This window comes from Streptantibioticus rubrisoli, assembly GCF_024436055.1.
GTDB classification, from domain to species: Bacteria; Actinomycetota; Actinomycetes; order Streptomycetales; family Streptomycetaceae; genus Streptantibioticus_A; species Streptantibioticus_A rubrisoli.
The window spans coordinates 39,468-57,476 of sequence record NZ_JANFNH010000048.1; the positions used below are offsets into that span (position 1 = coordinate 39,468).

Annotated in this window: 19 protein-coding genes, 1 tRNA gene and 2 pseudogenes; 6 read left to right on the plus strand and 16 right to left on the minus strand. The window is 67.0% G+C overall.

Annotated elements, in window-relative coordinates; genetic code table 11:
- Window positions 1-118: 118 nt before the first annotated feature.
- The 3 genes and pseudogenes from NON19_RS28020 to NON19_RS28030 form a co-directional block, all read right to left on the minus strand.
- Entirely contained in the window at window positions 119-862 is a 744-nt protein-coding gene (locus NON19_RS28020) for a nucleotidyltransferase family protein (RefSeq protein WP_255931908.1), read from the minus strand.
- A gap of 90 nt (window positions 863-952) precedes the next feature.
- Window positions 953-1,387, minus strand: a complete 435-nt coding sequence (locus tag NON19_RS28025; RefSeq protein ID WP_255931909.1) for a hypothetical protein — start codon at window positions 1,385-1,387, stop codon at window positions 953-955.
- Window positions 1,388-1,595: 208 nt separating this feature from the next.
- Window positions 1,596-1,957, minus strand: a pseudogene (locus tag NON19_RS28030) (sugar ABC transporter ATP-binding protein); the annotation flags it as partial.
- A gap of 156 nt (window positions 1,958-2,113) precedes the next feature.
- Here NON19_RS28030 and NON19_RS28035 point away from each other — a divergent pair.
- Both NON19_RS28035 and NON19_RS28040 read left to right on the plus strand, forming a co-directional pair.
- A tRNA-Thr gene (locus NON19_RS28035) sits at window positions 2,114-2,187 on the plus strand.
- A gap of 128 nt (window positions 2,188-2,315) precedes the next feature.
- A complete protein-coding gene (locus NON19_RS28040; RefSeq protein ID WP_255931910.1) occupies window positions 2,316-2,690 on the plus strand; it encodes a hypothetical protein in 375 nt (124 codons plus the stop codon).
- Between the two features lie 315 nt (window positions 2,691-3,005).
- Here NON19_RS28040 and NON19_RS33830 read toward each other — a convergent pair.
- The 7 genes and pseudogenes from NON19_RS33830 to NON19_RS28070 all read right to left on the minus strand — a co-directional run.
- Window positions 3,006-3,377, minus strand: a pseudogene (locus NON19_RS33830) (recombinase family protein); the annotation flags it as partial.
- A gap of 744 nt (window positions 3,378-4,121) precedes the next feature.
- The gene (locus NON19_RS28045; RefSeq protein WP_255931911.1) at window positions 4,122-4,637 is read right to left on the minus strand and encodes a hypothetical protein; all 516 of its coding nucleotides are present in this window, start codon (window positions 4,635-4,637) and stop codon (window positions 4,122-4,124) included.
- A 617-nt stretch (window positions 4,638-5,254) separates the two neighbouring features.
- Window positions 5,255-6,058: an aminoglycoside phosphotransferase gene (locus NON19_RS28050; protein ID WP_255931912.1), complete on the minus strand. Its 804-nt coding sequence runs from the start codon at window positions 6,056-6,058 to the stop codon at window positions 5,255-5,257.
- A gap of 78 nt (window positions 6,059-6,136) precedes the next feature.
- Window positions 6,137-6,271, minus strand: a complete 135-nt coding sequence (locus NON19_RS28055) for a hypothetical protein (RefSeq protein WP_255931913.1) — start codon at window positions 6,269-6,271, stop codon at window positions 6,137-6,139.
- Window positions 6,272-6,274: 3 nt separating this feature from the next.
- Window positions 6,275-7,390, minus strand: a complete 1,116-nt coding sequence (locus tag NON19_RS28060) for a radical SAM protein (protein WP_255931914.1) — start codon at window positions 7,388-7,390, stop codon at window positions 6,275-6,277.
- Window positions 7,383-7,895: a hypothetical protein gene (locus tag NON19_RS28065; protein ID WP_255931915.1), complete on the minus strand. Its 513-nt coding sequence runs from the start codon at window positions 7,893-7,895 to the stop codon at window positions 7,383-7,385. Before NON19_RS28065 ends, NON19_RS28060 begins: the two co-directional genes overlap by 8 nt.
- Complete coding sequence (locus tag NON19_RS28070; protein WP_255931916.1) at window positions 7,889-8,341, minus strand: ATP-binding protein; 453 nt, start codon at window positions 8,339-8,341, stop codon at window positions 7,889-7,891. The genes NON19_RS28065 and NON19_RS28070 overlap by 7 nt, the downstream gene beginning before the upstream one ends.
- Before the next feature lie 277 nt (window positions 8,342-8,618).
- Here NON19_RS28070 and NON19_RS28075 point away from each other — a divergent pair, with 277 nt between their 5' ends.
- Complete coding sequence (locus tag NON19_RS28075) at window positions 8,619-9,878, plus strand: NsdA family TPR-like regulatory protein (protein WP_255931917.1); 1,260 nt, start codon at window positions 8,619-8,621, stop codon at window positions 9,876-9,878.
- Here NON19_RS28075 and NON19_RS28080 read toward each other — a convergent pair.
- On the minus strand, window positions 9,875-10,411 hold the full coding sequence (locus tag NON19_RS28080) for an NUDIX hydrolase (protein ID WP_255931918.1): 537 nt from the start codon (window positions 10,409-10,411) through the stop codon (window positions 9,875-9,877). The two genes, NON19_RS28075 and NON19_RS28080, sit on opposite strands and share 4 nt — an antisense overlap.
- Before the next feature lie 616 nt (window positions 10,412-11,027).
- On the opposite strand from NON19_RS28080, the gene NON19_RS28085 reads away from it, so the two are divergent.
- Entirely contained in the window at window positions 11,028-11,444 is a 417-nt protein-coding gene (locus tag NON19_RS28085) for a hypothetical protein (protein ID WP_255931919.1), read from the plus strand.
- A gap of 330 nt (window positions 11,445-11,774) precedes the next feature.
- Here the strand turns inward: NON19_RS28085 and NON19_RS28090 are convergent, their stop codons facing one another.
- The 5 genes from NON19_RS28090 to NON19_RS28110 all read right to left on the minus strand — a co-directional run bounded on the left by NON19_RS28090 (window position 11,775) and on the right by NON19_RS28110 (window position 16,165).
- On the minus strand, window positions 11,775-12,452 hold the full coding sequence (locus tag NON19_RS28090) for a hypothetical protein (protein ID WP_255931920.1): 678 nt from the start codon (window positions 12,450-12,452) through the stop codon (window positions 11,775-11,777).
- Complete coding sequence (locus tag NON19_RS28095; RefSeq protein ID WP_255931921.1) at window positions 12,442-13,206, minus strand: 8-oxoguanine DNA glycosylase OGG fold protein; 765 nt, start codon at window positions 13,204-13,206, stop codon at window positions 12,442-12,444. The genes NON19_RS28090 and NON19_RS28095 overlap by 11 nt, the downstream gene beginning before the upstream one ends.
- Before the next feature lie 296 nt (window positions 13,207-13,502).
- Window positions 13,503-13,673 carry a hypothetical protein gene (locus NON19_RS28100; protein WP_255931922.1) on the minus strand — a complete coding sequence of 57 codons (171 nt, stop codon included), beginning with the start codon at window positions 13,671-13,673 and terminating at the stop codon, window positions 13,503-13,505.
- 571 nt (window positions 13,674-14,244) lie between these two features.
- Complete coding sequence (locus tag NON19_RS28105) at window positions 14,245-14,742, minus strand: hypothetical protein (protein WP_255931923.1); 498 nt, start codon at window positions 14,740-14,742, stop codon at window positions 14,245-14,247.
- An 880-nt stretch (window positions 14,743-15,622) separates the two neighbouring features.
- A complete protein-coding gene (locus NON19_RS28110; protein WP_255931924.1) occupies window positions 15,623-16,165 on the minus strand; it encodes a polysaccharide deacetylase family protein in 543 nt (180 codons plus the stop codon).
- Window positions 16,166-16,563: 398 nt separating this feature from the next.
- On the opposite strand from NON19_RS28110, the gene NON19_RS28115 reads away from it, so the two are divergent.
- Window positions 16,564-16,935, plus strand: coding sequence for a polysaccharide deacetylase family protein (locus NON19_RS28115; protein ID WP_255931925.1), 372 nt, complete (start codon window positions 16,564-16,566; stop codon window positions 16,933-16,935).
- A 156-nt stretch (window positions 16,936-17,091) separates the two neighbouring features.
- Window positions 17,092-17,892 (plus strand): polysaccharide deacetylase family protein, encoded by an 801-nt coding sequence (locus NON19_RS28120; protein ID WP_255931926.1) that lies wholly within the window; start codon window positions 17,092-17,094, stop codon window positions 17,890-17,892.
- The last annotated feature ends 117 nt before the right edge of the window (window positions 17,893-18,009 follow it).

Below are 18,009 nucleotides of genomic sequence, written 5' to 3' on the forward strand. Positions count from 1 at the left end.
CGAACACGTGGGCCGCGCACCCGGGTTGGGTGCGCGGCCTCGTTTTTGCTGGTTGAAACCTGGTTTGAATCGCTGTTGAAGACGTTGGAGACGTTGAAGACGTTGGAGACTTAATGCGTCAGGTGGCCGTCTCGCCCGCCTGATCAAGCTCCTTCGCCGCCTCGGTGAGGTCCTTGACGGTGTCGATGGCCCGCCAGTAGGCGCCCTGCGGCAGCGGGAACCCGGCCAGCCGCCGGTCACGGGCGAGTTGCGGGAAGGTGGTCCGCTCGTGGTCGCCACGCTCCGGCAGCAGTTCCGCGAACTCGGGGGCGAACACGTACAGCCCCGCGTTGATCAGATACGGGGACGGCGGAGCCTCGATGAAGTCCAGGACATGTCCGAACTCGTCGGTCTCGACGGCGCCCCAGGGGATGTTCGGCCGGGCCAGCGCGAGCGTCGCGGTGGCCGCCCGCTCGGTGTGGAAGTCGGCCATCGCGCGCAGTGAGAAGCGCGTCCAGATGTCGCCGTTGGTGGCGTACCACGGCTCGTCGGGGCGCGGCAGGGCGGCGGCCGCGTACTTCAGCCCACCGCCGCGGCCCAGCGGTTCCCGCTCCACGACCGTGGTCACCTTCAGCGGCAGGTCGGCCGAGTCCAGCCACTTCTGCAGCACTTCGGCGAGGTGCCCGCAGGAGACGACCACGTCGGTGACGCCCTCGGCGGCGAGCCAGTCGAGCTGATGGCCGATGATCGGGGTCCCGGTCCCGGGAATCTCGACCATCGGCTTGGGCCGGTCGTCGGTGTACGGCCGCAGTCGCGAGCCCTGGCCCCCGGCCAGGATGACCGCCTGGGTGACCGGGGCGTTGGAGATGGCACCTGTCGTCATGCTGCGCACGATACGGGTTCGGCATAACGCTGGGCAGGCTTGGCGTTAACGCCGGTTGACGACGAGCCTGCCTGGCGACCCCGGAGTCGGTCAGCGGAACGAGGCGACACCGGAGGCGAAGGAGGTGTCGCACACCGGCCGGGACCACGCCTGGGCCCGCCGGTTGGCCGTCGAACCGCCGTACAGCCGGGCGTACTTGGCGACTGCGGCCTGCCCGAGGGCACGGGCGATCCCGGCGCAGTAGCGGGCGAGCGACGGCTGCCGGGCCATCTCCGTCTGGAGGTCGGTCAGCGCGACGCCGGGGTTCCGCTCCTGCAGCTCGGCGAGCAGGCGGCGGCGCAGCACGTTCTGCGGGGCCGTACTGGACTCCGTGGTGCCGCGGTGGGAGGAGGCCGTGAGCACCTGCGCCTCGGAGGGCGAGGCGGCCCAGGGCACGCGGGTGACAGCGAGGGTCCCGGACAGTACGAGGACGACCGGGAGCACGAGAGCGAGAGTCTTGCCGATACGGCGAGCTGCCTGGTTCACGACGGTGATGGTAGCGAGGGGTGATGATTTGGCGACATTTAGTCACCCCTACGAGTGACGCAAGTCCCCGGATCGGGGGTTGTTCACCGGCATGTGCTATCCCGAAGGAACCCGCCGTGCATGGCTATTTGTCGACAGTACCGATCACCGCCCCGGTGATCGCCGACCTGAGCCCGCACGGCCGATCGGCCGTACGGGCCCGCCGCTGTCAGTCACTGAGCCGTTCGCCGGTGGAGGTGGAGAGCCGTTCGCCGGTGGAGGTGGAGAAGACGTGTGTCTCGCCCGCGCGGGGTACGACGTGGAGCACTTGCCTTTCATGGGGACTTGGCGGCCGCCAACGCGGACGAGGATGCCGGTTGCCGTTCCGCCGATCTCGGCGGTGCCGTAGACGTATCCGTCGGCGCCGAGTTCCTCGACCACGTTGCCGGTGACGGCGGCGCCCGTGGGTTCGTCCTGGACCAGGGAGGCCGCCTCCCCGTTGGCGATGCCGAAGCGTTCGAGTCGCACCCCGACGGTGACGGTGCGGCCGCCGCCTTCGACGGCGGGGGTGAGGGCCTCGCGGCTGACCGGGGGCCTAGTCCACGCACAGCGAACCTCCCGTGACGCTACCCCTCGCTCACCCACTCATCAGCGCCGCAACCCACGTTTTCCCGCCCGATCTGTGTGGCCCCCCGCCCACCCCTTGGTACCCTTCTCATGGCCCCAGCCACCCAACGCCAGGGCCAAGCCTCCTTAGCTCAGCTGGCCAGAGCACCGCTCTTGTAAAGCGGGGGTCGTCGGTTCGAACCCGACAGGGGGCTCGCACAGGATCGACACTTCGGCCCGTGACCTTGCTGGTCACGGGCCTGTGTGTCTGTTGGTGGATTCCTGCGGCGGCCGCTGTGATTGCTGGCAGCTGGTCGGCGGGCAGCCTGATGCTGATCGTCGCATGGTCGCTGTCCGTGTGGAGGCGGACGGTCAGCTGGGTGATCTCGTAGAGGCGGCGCTGGAGTGGCTCGGGCGCGTCGGTGAGGTTGAGCACGAGGTAGGGGAGCGCGTCGAGCAGCTCTGCGGCGTCGGCGGTGGGGCGGGCGGGCTCTGCGGCGTCGGCCTCGTCGAGATCCGCGATCTTCGCCAGAGCGGTTTTCCGCTGCTCCTCCAGCTCGTTGTAGGTCCGGCGCAGCCCTTGGGCGAACGGGTCGCCCGGCTCGCAGTCCTGGGCCTGGCGCAGGACGTTGGCCTGGCGCCGGTCGAGATCCGTGAGACTGCGCTGGAGGCGCTCTCGTTCAGCCTCGCGTTCGCGGGTCGCTCGATCGTCCGCTGAGGCGATCTCGGCCGTGAGGAGTTCTCTGCGGTGCGGTCCGAAGACCCGGTCGCCGTAGAAGGCGCTGACGGCGTCCAGGAGGGCGGCTTCCCCGATGTAGAGGGTCTTGGGATGCCCGGGGTACGTCTCTGGGCGCCCACGGTTGTTGCCGCGCGGCCAGCAGACGTAGTACGTGGCGTGATGGCGCTGCTGTCCGTACAACCGGCGTCCGCAGGGGCAGTGCACCATGCCGCGCAGTAGGTAGGTGCGGCGGGTGGCGGGGTGGGTGTTGGGCTCGTTGCCGTCCCGGGAGCCTCGCTTGGCCTGTCGGCGGGCGTTGAGCTCGTCGAACATCCACTGGGGGATCAGCGGCTCGTGCACGAGTTCGGGGGACCAGACCCACAGGGCGGGGTCGTTGTACGCACCGCGGCGTGATCGGGAGGCACGGCGGTTGAAGACCTGGTAACCGGTGTACTTCGGGTTGCGCAGTATCTCGCACACGGCCGACTTGCCCCACGCCCCGCGGGCTCGCCTTTCGCCAGGCGGCACGGGCGGCGGGTACCGGTCAGGGTCGGCGTTGAGGCGATCGGCGATCGTGGAGTAGCCGAGGTTCTCGTGGTACCGCCACTGCGCGATCTGCGTCACCGTCTGCGCGTGAAGGCCGTCGGGCTCCAGGCGAGTCTTGGTGGCGCCGCGTTCGGCCTTCATCGGGTTGGGATGGCGGTAGCGCTTTGAGGTGTAGCCGTACGGGGGCTTGCCGATGTTCCAACCCTCGCGCACGTGGGTGCACAGGCCGCCCCGAGACAGCTCCAAGGCGTTGAATACCTCGTACTCGGCCACCGATTGGTTGATCCTGCGTTGGAGGATTTGTTGGGCGCGCCCGCCGTCGAGCTTGATCGGCTCGTTCTGCGAACAGCGGCACACCGGCTCGTTCCAGCTCGCGTTCCACCGAGAGGTTCTCGAACATCCGCCGTGCCACGCGGGAGGTGCTCTCGCAAATGACGACGTCGAAGCGGCGGTTGGAGTGTGCGGCCTCGGCCAGCAGGTCGGTGATGCCGCCGTCGCGGGCGATGGGGATGTCGAACCGCTCGTAGCCGACCTTGCGGCCGCGGGCGTCCAGTTCCATGCGCCCGGACTCGACGTCGTAGAAGTGACAGACGATCGCCCAGGCTTGGGGGAGCGCGGACTTGCTGCGCTCCAACTGGCGCATCAGCGACTGACGCGGATCCTGCTGGTCCTCGGTCGAGGTGCGCCCGACCCAGGCGACGCGTACCTCACCGCGCAGCAGGGCCGTGGGCATGCCGAACGGCGACACCGCCAGGTCGGACAAGCCCGATGGGCCTGTGAGTGCAGCCCCGGTTGGCGTCGTTGGCGCAAGTCGCCCAGCCAAGGTGGGAGCGGGCGGATCCTGCGCCTTTTCGTTTCCGTTGCTCGACGGGTTGTTGGGAGGTGTCATGCAGCCTCGCTGTCGTCGCGACGGTCAGCAGATTCCTCGGCGGTATTCCGGGCTGCTACGACGGCCCAGGCGAGCAGGTCGCGTATCGCGGTCGCCAGTTCGCCCTGTAGGCGCTGGCCTTCGGCACCGCCGATATACATCACGTGACCGGAGTAGGTCCGGTCACGACCGTGCGTGCTCTTCTGATGGTATCGCCAAAGGGCCTGGTCAGGGGCGGTGTTCGCAGGGTCCACCGTCTCGTCTTCGGCTTTGTCCTGCGGCGGGGGAGCGGCGTTCTCGTCCTCGTCGCAGCGAGGTTGGTGCTGGGCGTGGTGGGCGGCAGGGTGCATGGCGCGGCCTTCAACTCCGCGAGGTCCGGGCGTGAATCCTCGCGGATCGTTGGTCGACAACAGGGCACCCCAAAAGGCCGGTTTCAGAGCCGCTTTTGGACACGGTGCGACCAAGATCTTGTTCTTACTCGGGACGTTTCGCGGCGCGTGTAGCTCGGCCTTATAGAACAGCACTGCGCTCACGACCTGCTGCTTTAGGCGGCCTTCAGTAGCGGGCCTCGTGCACAGGCGGTGCGTATGCCGACCACGGTCTCGCTCGGGGCTGGGACGTACAGCCAGCGGTCGGCACCCAGATCGCTCACAGGGGCGGCACGCCGGGGATTGAGGTCGGTACCCAAACCGACTTGGTCGGTGACTGGACCTCACTTTCGAGACCGAGTCCTGACCGCTCGCGGACGGCAGTCAGCCGCACGACTGGTGAGGGTCGGTCGTTCCATGAGCCGTGACGAAAGTTCGGTTCACCGCGTCCAAAGTCGGCCCTGATAGCGGCCTTTGAGAGGGGGAGTGCTGAGCTGCCTTGGAGCTACCCAGCCCCGGAGGTGCACCCGGCGATCGCTTGCCGCCACCCTGGCTGTGCGCTTGCCTTGCGGCTATCGAGTTGCGGGGCACATGGGAAGGGCCAAGGCGGCCGTGACCAGCGACAAGGCCGCAGAAGGGGGCTACCTCTCTAGGGGGTAACCCGGTAGGACCCCCGATCCGTAGCGAGAACGGTAGCCTTGTTGGCAACTACACTGCGTGGTCGAAATGTCGCTGGATGCAAGATCGGGATGCCAGGTACGTATTCGCTCCAGGCGACGTCCTCAGAGCAATCGGTAGTCACGCCACCGATGAGCGGCCTTGACCATGCGGTTGGTCCACGGGTCGGGATCGGCACCGGCGATCTCGTCCCAGATGCGGACGTTGGCCTCGGCGAAGGCGTTCACCCCTTCCTGCGGCGCGCTGCCCCACGAAGGGATCTGCGATGCAACAGTCTCAGCCTCTTCGGGACTGTGGCCGCCTGCGGCGATGAGCCAGATGACCCAGTATCCGGGATCAAGCCAGGAGGCACCGCGAGTTGCCCAGCCCCAGTCGACGAGATGGCCCCGGTCTGTGATGAGCACGTTGTGGTTGTTCAGATCGGTGTGGAGCAGGGCGTCGCCCGCGAAGAACTTCAGGATGGCGGGTTCGTCGACGTAGGCGGACAGACGCTGCTCGGCCCGTCGCAGCGGCACGTCCGGGCATGGAATCTCGCCGAGTTGACGCAGGGCTTGAGCGACCATGGCCAGGTCGGGGGAGTCGGGCCGATAGTCGGCGTGATGGCCATCGATGGCCTCGAATCCCAGCACGTTCCAGCCGCCGGTCTCGACCTGCCAGAGCAGGTGAGGGGCGAGAGGCACGACGTACGGGTTGATGCTGGCTTCCCGTTGCTGGGTCCAGACCCATCGATGGTCGCTCGGCAACCCCTTGAGGAACACGCTGCGGGTCGCTGTATGGACTCGTGCCGAGAGTGCGCTGTTGAGCCCGGCGCTGATCGCTTCCACTTTGAGGATCGGCCCTGTCTGCGCTTCGACGGCCTCGCGGACGGCTTTCGGCAGGTCGTCGAAGAGAACGGGTGTGGTTGCCATGATGGCAGGCTCCCAGATAGGGGACGGGCGACGGGGCCCTCCGACATGGCCGCTGCCGGAAGACCCCGTCATCGAGGGTCAGTTGTACGGGTTGTCGTCGCCGCAGCCGGGCATTGCCGACTCGCCGAATACCTCCAGGTCGTCGAGAAGGACGATCTCCTCGTCGGCTTCGGCAGGCCGGAGGGGCGCGATCTCGACCATGACTGCTGTCATCGGTCAGCTCCTTGTCTCTGAGTGCTGGCAATACCTTTCGAGTGGTGCCTTCGCCTCCTGGTAGACCTTGGCCAGCGGCCTGCACACCCGGCAGGTGCCGGAGAGCTGGCAGCCGGAGCAGCCACCGGTGCGAAGCATGAGGGAGTCGGCGATGCCACCGAGGCGGCTCAGCCCTGCGACTCCTTCGGCCATGAGTGGGATCTGCTGGTCGCGGCCGACTTTGCAGATCGAGGCTATGCCGAGTGGATCGACGTGGAAGAAGGTGTGGCCCGCCGGGCAGCCTTTGAAGATCTCGTTTTTGTTGAGGTAGCCCGGTGCCTGTGCGGCGAGGGTTTCTCCCGTGCCGAAGTAGGTGGGAGAGATGTTGGTGTACTCCTTGCTCCGGGCGCCGTAGCGTTCGGCCAGGGCTCGCATCTGGCCGATCTCGTGGGCGTTGTGCTTGGTGACGATCAACGCCAGTTCCAGCGGGATGCCCGCCTCGCGGGCGGCATCCATGCCCCGTGTCACCAGCCTGAAAGCGCCTTTGCGCTGGGTCAGGGAGTCGAAGCTGTCCGCTGTGGCGCCGTAGACGGAGACCGTGACCTTGCCGGGGCGTTGACGCAGGAGCAGGTCGAGCACCTTCGGGTGCGCAAGGCGTGATCCGTTGGTGAGGATTTCGACCACCATGCCCAGCTCGAAGGCAAGGGCGTACGCGTCGGGGAAGTGTTTGTCGATCATTGGCTCGCCGCCGGTGAGCTGCAGCCAGAGCACTCCCGCATCCCGCAGGATGTGCAGCAGCCGGACCTTGTCGTCCCAAGCCAGGCCCTGGAACTCCTTGAGGCCCAAGTAACAATGCTCGCACGCGAAGTTGCAGCCCTTGTTGATCTCGTACGAGGCGCGGCCGTAGCCGTACTGGGAAGGTGCGCGGACGAGGATGGTGCAGGATGCGGGCCTGCGATTCAGATCCAGGTTCCAGGCGCGGCGGCTGGGCTCGACAAGCCATGTCGGGCAGTCCTTGTCCGTCTCGGCGGCTTGCTTGAGCTCCAGGTACCTCAGATACGGAATCTTCAGCCCGGAAGGGCTTCCTGGCCGGACCACGATGTACGTGTTGAGGAAGGGGCTGGCGATGAGCTCATACACGGGGGTCTCCCAGGTCCTCGGAGATCACATTGCTACGGATGACTTGAGCCGCACCGAAGTACAGGCGGCGCTCCGCGACCGCACGATCGAGATAACGCTCGATGTCGGGCATCTCGGAAGCGCGCTGGAGTGGGTCGAGGCCGACGATCACGGTGGCGCGCGCACGCTGCCCCACCAGACGCTTCCACCCTGGGCTCGTTGGGAGTTGGAGGCCGTAACGCATGCCGTCGGCCCGGAGCACGACCCGCCGCAGGGAGTCGATCGTGAGGCGCGGCCTGAGGCAAGGCGCCTGGACGCCGTCTTCTCTCATGCCGAGCGCCGAGGCGAAGTCACGCATGCGTCGCTCGACGCTACGGCCGGTCTCCTCCGCACTGCGTACGGGCGCGTGTGCCACCAAGACCATTCCGACGGGTTCCGCGGCCGGATCGAGAATCGCCCAGGTGAACACACTCAATGAGGCCAGCAGCGCAAGCGATACGTAGGTGTCACTCGGCCGGGTCAGCATGCGGCCCCCACCGCATGTTCCGTGACGGAGGTGTGGAGTTTGAACTCCGCCCATACGACCTTGCCGTCTGCCTGCTCATCAACGCCCCAGGCATCGGCCATCGCACTGACGAGCAAGAGCCCCCGTCCGGAGGTGCCCTCGCATCGGGAGGCCCGGCGCACAGGCCGTCCTGGCGCGTTGTCCTCCACCTCCACGCGCAGCCACTGCAAAGAAGCGACGACGCGGAGTGTGAAGCCGTGGGTCGAGGACACGCCGTGGACAAGGGCGTTGGTAGCCAACTCGCTGACGCACAGGCGGATGTCGTCGAACCCCTTTGTTATGCCCCACCGCGTGAGGAGAGCAGACACGAAGGTCCGGGCATCGGCTACTGCTGTCAGGTCCCTGGTGAAGGACCGCTCGGCGCATGCGAGCAACCCTTCGCTGTGCACATGAAGTTCCGTCATCATCGTCCGCACCGCATCCCCCATTGAGAAGCCGGTGGCTACTCGAAGGTCTCCAGTCGTCTCTCCCGCGTGCACGCCGCTGGGCGTTTCGCGAGCGAGATGAGCCTCGCTCGGGGGAAGGGCTGTGAAGAAGGTCCACGTGATTACCCAACCTGGGTAACCTTGCGGAGCGTTGAGAGTAGAGAACGCAGTGTCAGGAACCCTCGCGGAAGGGGATCCGATGACGGCCGGCTCCGAGGCACCTCACGAGTTGCCCATCGCTCTCCTAGGAGATCCGGAGATGGTGCGGGCCTGCCGAACCCGTGACTTCTCGGCGATCTTCCACCTGGTGCGGCGGCGGTCAGGCATCTACCCCTCCCGGATCGCCGCTCTGTGCGGGATGACGCCCAGCCGGGTCGGCGAAATCATGAACGGACAGCGCAGGCTGGCCCACATCGACGTCATCGAACGGGTCGCCGACGGACTCCGCATCCCTGGCGCCATGCTCGGTCTCGCTCACCGCCCCTGGGAGATCCCGCCCCGAGCTGTGGTTGCCGAACCCGAGCCCCCTGCCGCTGATCGTGCGGAGCACGCCCCCACGACCCACGAAGATCGTTCAGCACGCCTCGACGACATCCTGTCCTTTGTCGACGAGGACCGCGTCACCCGTTCCACCCTCGTCGCGATTCAGTCCGCCATTGAGGACTACTGGCGACGGGACGACCAGCACGGTGGCGCGCCACTGCGCCCAGCCGTCGTCGGCCAGCTACGTCATGTTCTCCGGCTCGTCGACACGACTGCTGAAGGTGAACTCAAACGCGGCCTCCAGTCCCTGGCCGCCGAGTTGGCGCGACTTGCAGGCTGGTCCTATTTTGACGCCCGTCAGTACAGCACCGCACGGTCCTACTTCACCCAGGCCCTGCACCTGGCCCAGGAGACCGGGGACCGACAGTTCACCGCCAACGTCCTGTCCTGCATGAGCCTGCAGACTACGTATGAGGGCGACGCCAGCGAAGCCGTCTCCCTTGCCTGTGCCGCCCAGGACGCTGCTCGCGACACCGCCCCTGCAGCACTGGTGATGTCGATGCTCCACATGCGAGAGGCATTTGCACACGCCTCACTGCGCGATGCGGTCGCGTGTCACAGAGCCGTCGCCACGGCCCACAGTCACTTCGAGAGGTCCACGAGCCAGGGGCAGCCGCCCACTTGGGTGCGCTACTTCGACGAGACCAAGCTCGTGGTCGACACCGGCATCGCCCTCGCCCAGCTCGGCGAGGCCCGCCGAGCCGAGCCTCTGATCGCAGAAGGTCTACGTCGAGAGAAGGGTACCCAGCAGCGCGGTCGCGCCTTCCACGCCTTCTGGCTCGCAACAACGCAGTTCCAGCAGGGATCGCTCGACCAGGCATGCGGCACCGCTGGCGTTGCCCTGGACCTGGCAACCAGTGTCGACTCACCCCGAGTGGCGGGCCACGTCCGCGAGTTCCACGCGCGGCTGCAGCCGTATGCCCGCGAGACTCCGGTAATTGCCTTCGAGGCACGGATGCGTGAGGCCTTCTCCTAACGTGCCGTCGCCTCGTCCAGCAGCAGGTACAGCAGCCCGATGAGCGACCCGCTGCTGACGATCTCCCGCCGATCGATCATCCCGCGGATATCTGCCAGCGGGATCCACTCGATCCGGTCCGACTCGTTGACCTCGGTCGGCGGCCCCACGTACACGCCCGCATCGGCACGGAAGACGAAGTGCTCGGAGTCCGTAATGCCGTTGGCGGGCTGCCCATAGACCAGCGGCTTGACGCCCTTCACCCGCCAGCCGGTCTCCTCCTCGACCTCGCGGACCGCCGCCTGCTCCGGAGTCTCGCCCTCCTCGATGAGTCCCATGGGCAACTCCCAGGCCCAGGTGTCCGTGACGAACCGATGCCGCCACATCATCAACACCCGCTTCTCGTCATCCACCACGGCCGCAACGGCCAAGTGCCGCATCCGCACGACATGGTGCTCCCAACGCCGCCCATCAGGCTGCTGGACATCGACCAACCAGAGGTTGACCCAAGGGTTGCTGTAGATCTGCCGCTCACCGTGGATCTCCCACTGCATCTGTCCAGTCCCTCTCGCCGCGAGGCATCCAGGATGTCAGGTCGCCACGGTAGCGCCCCAGTGCTTGTCTAGTCCCAGGTGATGTTTGACGTTCTGGTCCCAGTTCATGCTTGACGGTGGGCCTAGACGACATCGGAGATCTTGCGGGGTCGCCTTCACGTGACGGACGGGGATGTCTGTGGTGCGCTGGATGACGCGGACCTGGCCGTTCCCCCGGGCCGACGCTCCTGTCTTCGCCCCGCTCCGTCCCGGCGGCCGTCTGTCCCGCGCGCGGCGAACGGCAGCAGCCGCTTGCCGTTAGAGAGGCGTACGTCGTGGCTGGGGCGGTCGGCTCTGCGGCTTTACCCACCTCCCCGGACCGGAACCCGCGTCGAGCAAGGCCAGGGGGGCAATAGGGCACAAACGTGGGCAGGCCAAGGCTGCCCGATTGGCTGGCCAGCGTAAGGCCCCCTGACCATGCTCGACCCCAGTCCGGGCAGGCCACCGGCCAAAGCCGCTCCGCCGCCCTACCTGCATCTCGGACCGGCTAATGTGACCTTCCTCATATGGAAAGCTGGGGGGTCAGGTGGCTCTCAAAACGATCACCGAAGTAGTTACAGCCTTCTCTCCTGCGATCGTGGCTGTGATCACCGGCGTCTTCACCATGCGATGGCGGCGACGATCCGACAAAATCATGGCGCGCCTAACAGCGGAGATCGAAACCCTGGGCAAGATCCCCGACGACCTGATCGCCAATCAACTGATGAGCGAACGGCTCGATGCAAGTGCCCAGAAGTACGCCGAGGCCTGCGCCTTTGAGGACACGCTCCATCGCGAACCTGCATCGATCGTCTTAGGCATTCTCTTGGCGGTGGGCGGCATCGGCCTGGGACTGTGGAACGGGGCACACAAGGACTCCTCGACCTGGTGGCTGATTGTGGCCCTCTTCATGGCCGTCATGGGGATCTTCGGGGCCACCTACGAAGCGGCCGGAGGTAAGAGCCGAGATGCCGCCCGATCCACGAGCGGGGGCACCGGACAAGCCACCCAGTGACGTGCTACGCGCGTTCCGTTTCGGTCTTCGTCTCATTCGCTGCCGTTCGGCCTCGTCCAGGACCGTACGACCGCAGGGTCAGCAGCCCGCGGTGGACATCGTTGAACGGGTGCGGATCCCCACCCCACCGGCCCGGTCAAGGACCCCCGGTGGGGGTGCATCGACCCTTCGGGCCGTTACCGGCAGTGCCGCGCCCGGTCGGCACCCGCGCCGTGGCGCCATCGCTTTTCGGCGCACCGCCGTACCCGCGCTGTGACACCGCCGTTTGGCGCTTCGCGCCGCGCGGAGACCGCCCTCACCTGTACCAACAGACTTGGGAAGCGAGCGGTTTCAGCTTCTGTGGTGCTGAACATCGGTGATCTTGTCCACTCGGAACTTTGGAACGGTCAACTCGCCACCCATGGTTGTGCTGTAGGTGTAGGTACCCAACACCGTGACGTACGCGGTGAAGGTGTCGTTCTGGAGCAGGCTGCCGATGACAGACGGGTCGCCGACCATCACCGTGTTGGCCTGATAGTCCGATACATAAGTGCAGCCGTCGCAACCAGTGTCGTGGTAGGTCGCGGAAGTATTGGCGCGGAACCCGCCGTTTCCGGTGCTGGAGTCGTACTGCATGACCTGGCCGTAGATGACGTGCTGCTCGCCAACGTGGGGATTCGCATCGCGCGTGAGTTGGGCGAAGTCCACATCAGTAAGAGTCTTGTATGCGGATGTGTCCGCCGGGGCCGGGACAGGGGGACTGGGCGCCGTAGAAGCCGAGAAGTCGGTTCCGGACGATGGATCGGACGGTTGCGCTGCAGTGGTAGGCGGCGCAGCGGCTGCCGGTGCGGCGTGACCGATGCCGCGCGGCGTGAGGTAGCCAGCGCCGTATCCGATGCCCAGGCATATGGCGCCTATCGCAATGACGACGGCGAATCGGAAGCGGGGGACGCGGTGGTTGCGGGCGATCGTCGTCTCCGGCTCTCCCGCGAGCGGGGCCGCCAAGGTGGGCTCGACCTCATCTGTCATGCTGTCGCTCCTCGCGGGGCCGGATGGACTCTTTGTCCTCTTGCGCCGGGTGAGCTGCACTCGCTGCACGGCTGCTACATGGTTCCGACGCTGCGTCAACTCGACCGTTCAGGTAGAAGAGGAGCCATTCGAGCCGGTCCGCCGAGACTCCCAGGCGCCTGGCCCAGCCGTGCATGGTGCTTACGTACGTGGCGTACCGGGTGGGCCAACGACGCGTGCCGGCTGCCTTCCGGCTGTACCAGCCCAGGGCAATCAGGGACCGGAAGACCCGGGCATCGAGGATCAGGGCCCGCTCGCACTCGGAGTCGCGTGGGTCGACCGCGGCGAACCACTTGGTGAAGAAGGATCGCCCTACCCCGTTGAGTGTGAACTGGCTGTACGCGCTGCTCAGTTCTCCGGCTTGAACGGACTTCCGCGTCGTTTCGAGGACTTGAGTCATGCGGCTGTCGGACAGGGCACGGCAGGTGTAGCGCGGGCCGTGCCCGTTGCTGGTGCCCGAGCCCCAGATCATGACGGCGACGAACAGATCCCGTAGGCCGTCAGGATTGCCGTCGGCGCGCACCCGTAGTGTGGCCAGGTCGTCCCGAGTGATGAGGCGGTCGCCTCGTGGCCCGATGGAGCATTCGGTGCCAAGGCTCAGGACGCGCGCAGCGCCGTGCGGCTCCAGCCAGGGGCGCCAGGTCTTCGGGCGTAAGCGCACCGGCTTCTGCCTGCATTCGCCGTAACGGACAACCAGTCGTTGCAGCTGTTCCATGAGGCGCCCCCTATGCCGGTCACGTCGGCCTGCCGTCGTGCGGCAGCGTATGGGGCGGCACGGAGGGAAGCGGACGAGTCGCCGTAATCGAAACCGAGCCGTCACCAGCCGCAGCACCCTGTCCGGAGGCCCCCGCTCTGGGCCGTCCCCGGGCCGTGCACCGTGGCTCAACGCCGACGACCGTCGACAGCTCCCCCGCAGACCAGAGCGCTGCCGACCCACGACCGCCCAGCTCGCAGTACCGGCGCTCAAGACTCAGGGCAAGAAGAAGTAACACGCCGCGAGAAGGCCCCCGATCAGCGGTTCCTCCTGTTCGGGCCGTTCCGCCACGCCGGGAGACCGACCTCGTACAGCCAGCCGTCGCGCAGCTGGCGCGGGGATGACAGGTGTGCGACGACCTCCTGGTCCCCGTGCAGCAGCACCCGGATGGGCACCTGCACCAGCTCGGGGGCGGAGGACGTCGTCATGCCTCCCACCGCCGTGAAGCGGAGCTACGCGAAGCCGCCCGGATGTCCCAGACGACGTCGACGGGCGGCCGCGCGGCGGCGAGCACAGCGTCTCGATGGGCTCTGCGGCCCAAAGCGGGGCGGCTGGCTCCCAGACTCACGGAGGGAGTTGGCCGGCGGCCAATGTGGGTGCGTCTGGCGTCAGCCGCACCGCCCATTCGTTCATCCTGGCCAGGCGCCGACCGCGGTGATCGAACTTGTAAAGCCGTGATCACCTCGTGGAGTTGGGCTTCAGCGGGGGTTCGTCGCCCTGACGGCGCCGCCGTGGTACTTCAACCGTTGCTGAAACCACCAGCTCACGCAGCCTTCTCTGCCGTGTCGATGCTGTCCGACCCTCCCAGGGGGCTCAGAGAGGCCGCAGGTCAGGGCCTGCACGGGTACGAGGAAGGCCCTCCGTGAAGATCGCGGAGGGCCTTTTCGTGCCCGATGGGAACGCGCTGGGAACATGCCGCGGGGCCAGCAGAGGTTCGTGCGCTGGTGACCCTGCCTACGGATTCGTCCCTCTGAACCACCAGTGGAAGCTGGGCAACAGCTACTCGTGCCCCGCCCATTTCAGCGTGTTCTGCCCACCGTTGTCCCAGTTGACGACCACGCTGTCACCGGAGCGGGTCAAGGTCGCGGCCTGGTAGTCGCTCTCCTTGTCGCTGCCCATGGGCTTGAGGGCTATGCGGAAGGAGCCGTCGCTGCGGTCCATACCGATGCCGAGGAGGATGCCGTTACTGTCTCCGGGATTGAGGAAGTTGACTGAGTAGTCGCCCTTGGCCTGCCCCGAGGTGTACTTGCTGCCGATGGTGAGGGTTTTGCCGCTCGCGTCCTGCCACTGCCCCTCGAACCCCGTCGCGGGTGGCGGGGTCGCGTAGCCGTCGGTGGGGTCGTCGGTCGGGCTCTCGCCCGTGCCGTCGGTGGCGCTCACGCTCGGCTGAACCGACGACGATTGCGTCGCCTGCGCCGACGGGCTCTTGTCGGCCACGGGCTTGGGGCCGCCACCACCGCTCGTCGCGAGGTACACCCCACCGGCGACGAGCACCACTGCCGCGACGGCGGAACCAGCGATGACGGCGAGTCGCCGCTTCCCGGCACTACCGCCTTCGGGAGGCTGCGGGTAGAGCGATCCGAACGGGGGCGATCCGAACTGGGGCGATCCGAACTGGGGCGGCCCGTACGAAGGCGCGGACGGAGACCCGTACTGGGGGCCGCCCTGAGGGCCGTACGGCGGCTGCGCCGGGTACGGGGGCTGACCGCCGTACGGGCCAGGGCCCTGCGGGGTGGCCGAGACACCTGGTGTCGCATACGGGTTGGGCTGCCCAACTGGTCCCTGTGCCGGAGGCGGCGCGTACGGCCCCGGAGCGGCGCCTGTATCCGCCGGTGGCTGCTGCGGGGTTCCGTATCCGTGACCATCCTGCTGAGGCTGCCCGGACGGGTACGTCATGGGTGTGGGATCTCCTTGTCGGGTCCGGAGCAGGTGGCACCGCCCGGCCCCCCGCCCACCCCCAAAGATTCACTCAACGCGTCACCGTAACAAGTGGGTTTCCGGCCCGGCCGAGCTCCGCTACGACGGCGAACCAGCGCCAACGGCATCGTGAACCGCGAGTCACCCAGCTTGACGGAAGGGGTGGGTGCTAGGCACGCACTCGCCGTTCCCGCGATGTCTCCCTGCCCCAGCATGTGGACGTTCTTGAGGTCAGAGGCACATACACACGGGTGCGCCCCGGCTCAGCCTGGCCACCTGCGGCGTCACACCGGCCAACTGGACTCAGCCCTAATGGAGTTGACGGCGGACCCCCGGGACGCTCCCGCCTTCGGCGCCGCTGTCCAGCACTTCAGCAATGGACGGCAAGGCGCCGTGCACTACGTGTTGAGGAGGCTGCGCAGGTCGGCGATTTCGTAGCCGTGGGCGCGGAGGGTGTCGATCAGCTGTGGCAGGGCGTCAGCGCCGAGGACCGTGTTCTGGCCGTCGGAGCCCACGTGCATCCGATGATCTCGCCCGGGCGCAGCGCGTCCATGGCGCGCTGGATGACTTTCCGTACGGTCATCCTGCCTTTCGGGGCGAGGTAGCCGTTGGTATCGGTGGTCCATTCGATGTCGGCGAAGCCAAGGGCGTTGACTTCCGTGATCTGCTGGGGGTTGGTTTCGCCGTAGGGGAAGCGGAAGAACGGCAGCGGTGCGGTGCCGGTGGCGGTACGGATGGCGTGGTCGGCTCGCAGGACCTCGGCCGCGCCTTGGGCGGGTCGCAGTGCTTGGAAGTGCGGGTGGCTGTAGGAGTGGTTGCCGATTCCGTATCCGGCCTTCGCGATCGCGCGTGCGGCGGCCGGGTGACGGTCGGCGAAGTCACCGGTGAGGAAGAAAGTGGCCGGGACGTGGTACCGGCGCAGCACGCGCAGCACGGTGTCGAGGCCCTCAACGTCCCAGGCGGCGTTGAACGTTAGCGCCACCACGCGCTGTCGCGTGGGCATCGTACGGTTCTCGGATCCGTACAAGGCCCGCAACCGGTCGGTGCGAAGGGGGCGTTCGATAGCTGTGTGCACCGTCCGAGTGCCCGCATGGTCGCGTCCGGCGATGGCTGTCGGTGCCGTGCCGAGCACCGTCATCGCTGAGGCGACGACGGCCACCACGCTGCCCAGGATCCTGTGAGCTGCTCGTGGGGAAGGAGTCACGCCCGCACGCTAACGGTGGCCACGGCGGACAGAGGTGGGCCCTCGAACGGGTTACGTGGGTGAGAACGACTGTGACGGTGCGCCATGCTGGCCTGGTGACGATCAGCGACCGAAGGGTCCTGTCCCGCCGTACACTCCTGGCTGCCTGCGGCGCGGGTCTGTTGAAGCCCCAGCTCAATGGGGGTACGACCCAGGCCATGTCTGCGGCAGGAGCCGGGGACGGTACGCTGCCCGCGCCCGAGCATCATGTGGCCGGTGGGCCGAAGACGCTCGCCCTCACCTTCGGTAACGTCCCCAATCCGCTGTACACGCCAGGGGTACTCGCCGTTCTGGCGCGTTACCACGTTCCAGTGACCTTCTTCGTGCTGGGTGCCAACGCGGCCAAGTACCCAGACACCGTGCGGCGTGTCGCCGACGAAGGGCACGTACTGGGCAATCACACCTGCAACCACCCGAACCTCGGCCACCTGTCCACGCCGCGCATCCGTGGCGAGATCGAGCGAACGCAACAGTTCGTCACCGAGATCACCGGACGAGCCCCGGTCCTCTTCCGGGTCCCGGGCGGGTGACACGCCGCAAGGTTCGAGCGGTGTGTTCGGTCAGGCCATGAGCACAGTGCACAACCAAGGGAAGAACGTCGAAACCATCTCAACGATGCAGTCCTCAGGCCCTAGTTGAACATCGACCATCCAGATGTCGCCCAACTACCCACAGAAAAGTGGCACGTGACCAAGCAAGACGCGAACAAGGCACTATCGGGGCCCGGTCCGACCCACGGGCGGCCCGTCAGACGAGACGTACTGCGGCTGGCGATCGCCCTCGGCGCGCTGGCAGCGCCGGGCACCCTCGGCGCCACCAGCGCCAAGGCGGCGGACCGTTCACATGTACCGGGCCACTTGGCGGGCCAGGACGTGACAAAACTGCCGCTCACCGAGAGGAAAGTAGCCCTGACTTTCGACTGCGGCAGTACCCCGGACGGCGTCGACAAGGTCCTGACCGCCCTGGGCGAACACGCGCTCCCCGCGACCTTCTTCATGACCGGTCGCTTCGCCTCAACCCATTCGGATGCCGCCCGACGCATCGGCCATCAGCACCCGGGCGGCAACCATTCCATGACCCATCCGATGTTCACGAAGCTCACCCGCGACCAGCGGGCACGGGAGGTCTGGTCAGCAGCCGGTGCCATCAACAAAGCGGTCGGGCGGCCGCCCGTGCCGTTCTTCCGCTTCCCCTTCGGCGACGTCAACCGAGAGTGCATCGCCGACGTCAACGCTGAGGGATACGTGTGCGTCCGCTGGACAGTTGACACCTGTGGCTGGAAGGGCACCTCTGGTGGAGCCACCACCGACACCGTCATCGACCGCGTGATGGAAGCCCTCACCCCAGGGGCCATCGTCCTGATGCACGTGGGGAGCACCAGCGCCACCGACCCCTCGACTGTCGACGCCACCGCACTGCCCCACCTCATCAAGGCAATCAACGATCAGGGCTACGGCTACACCACGCTGGACGCTCTTTTCTCCTGACCACCGAAGCGTGCCGCACACGCATGCACGACCCGGAGCCAATGCCCGCATCGATTCCTTGATACTGGGGATCGCGGCGGCGCGGTGGCGCCTGGGGAATGCCCCGGGCGCCACCGC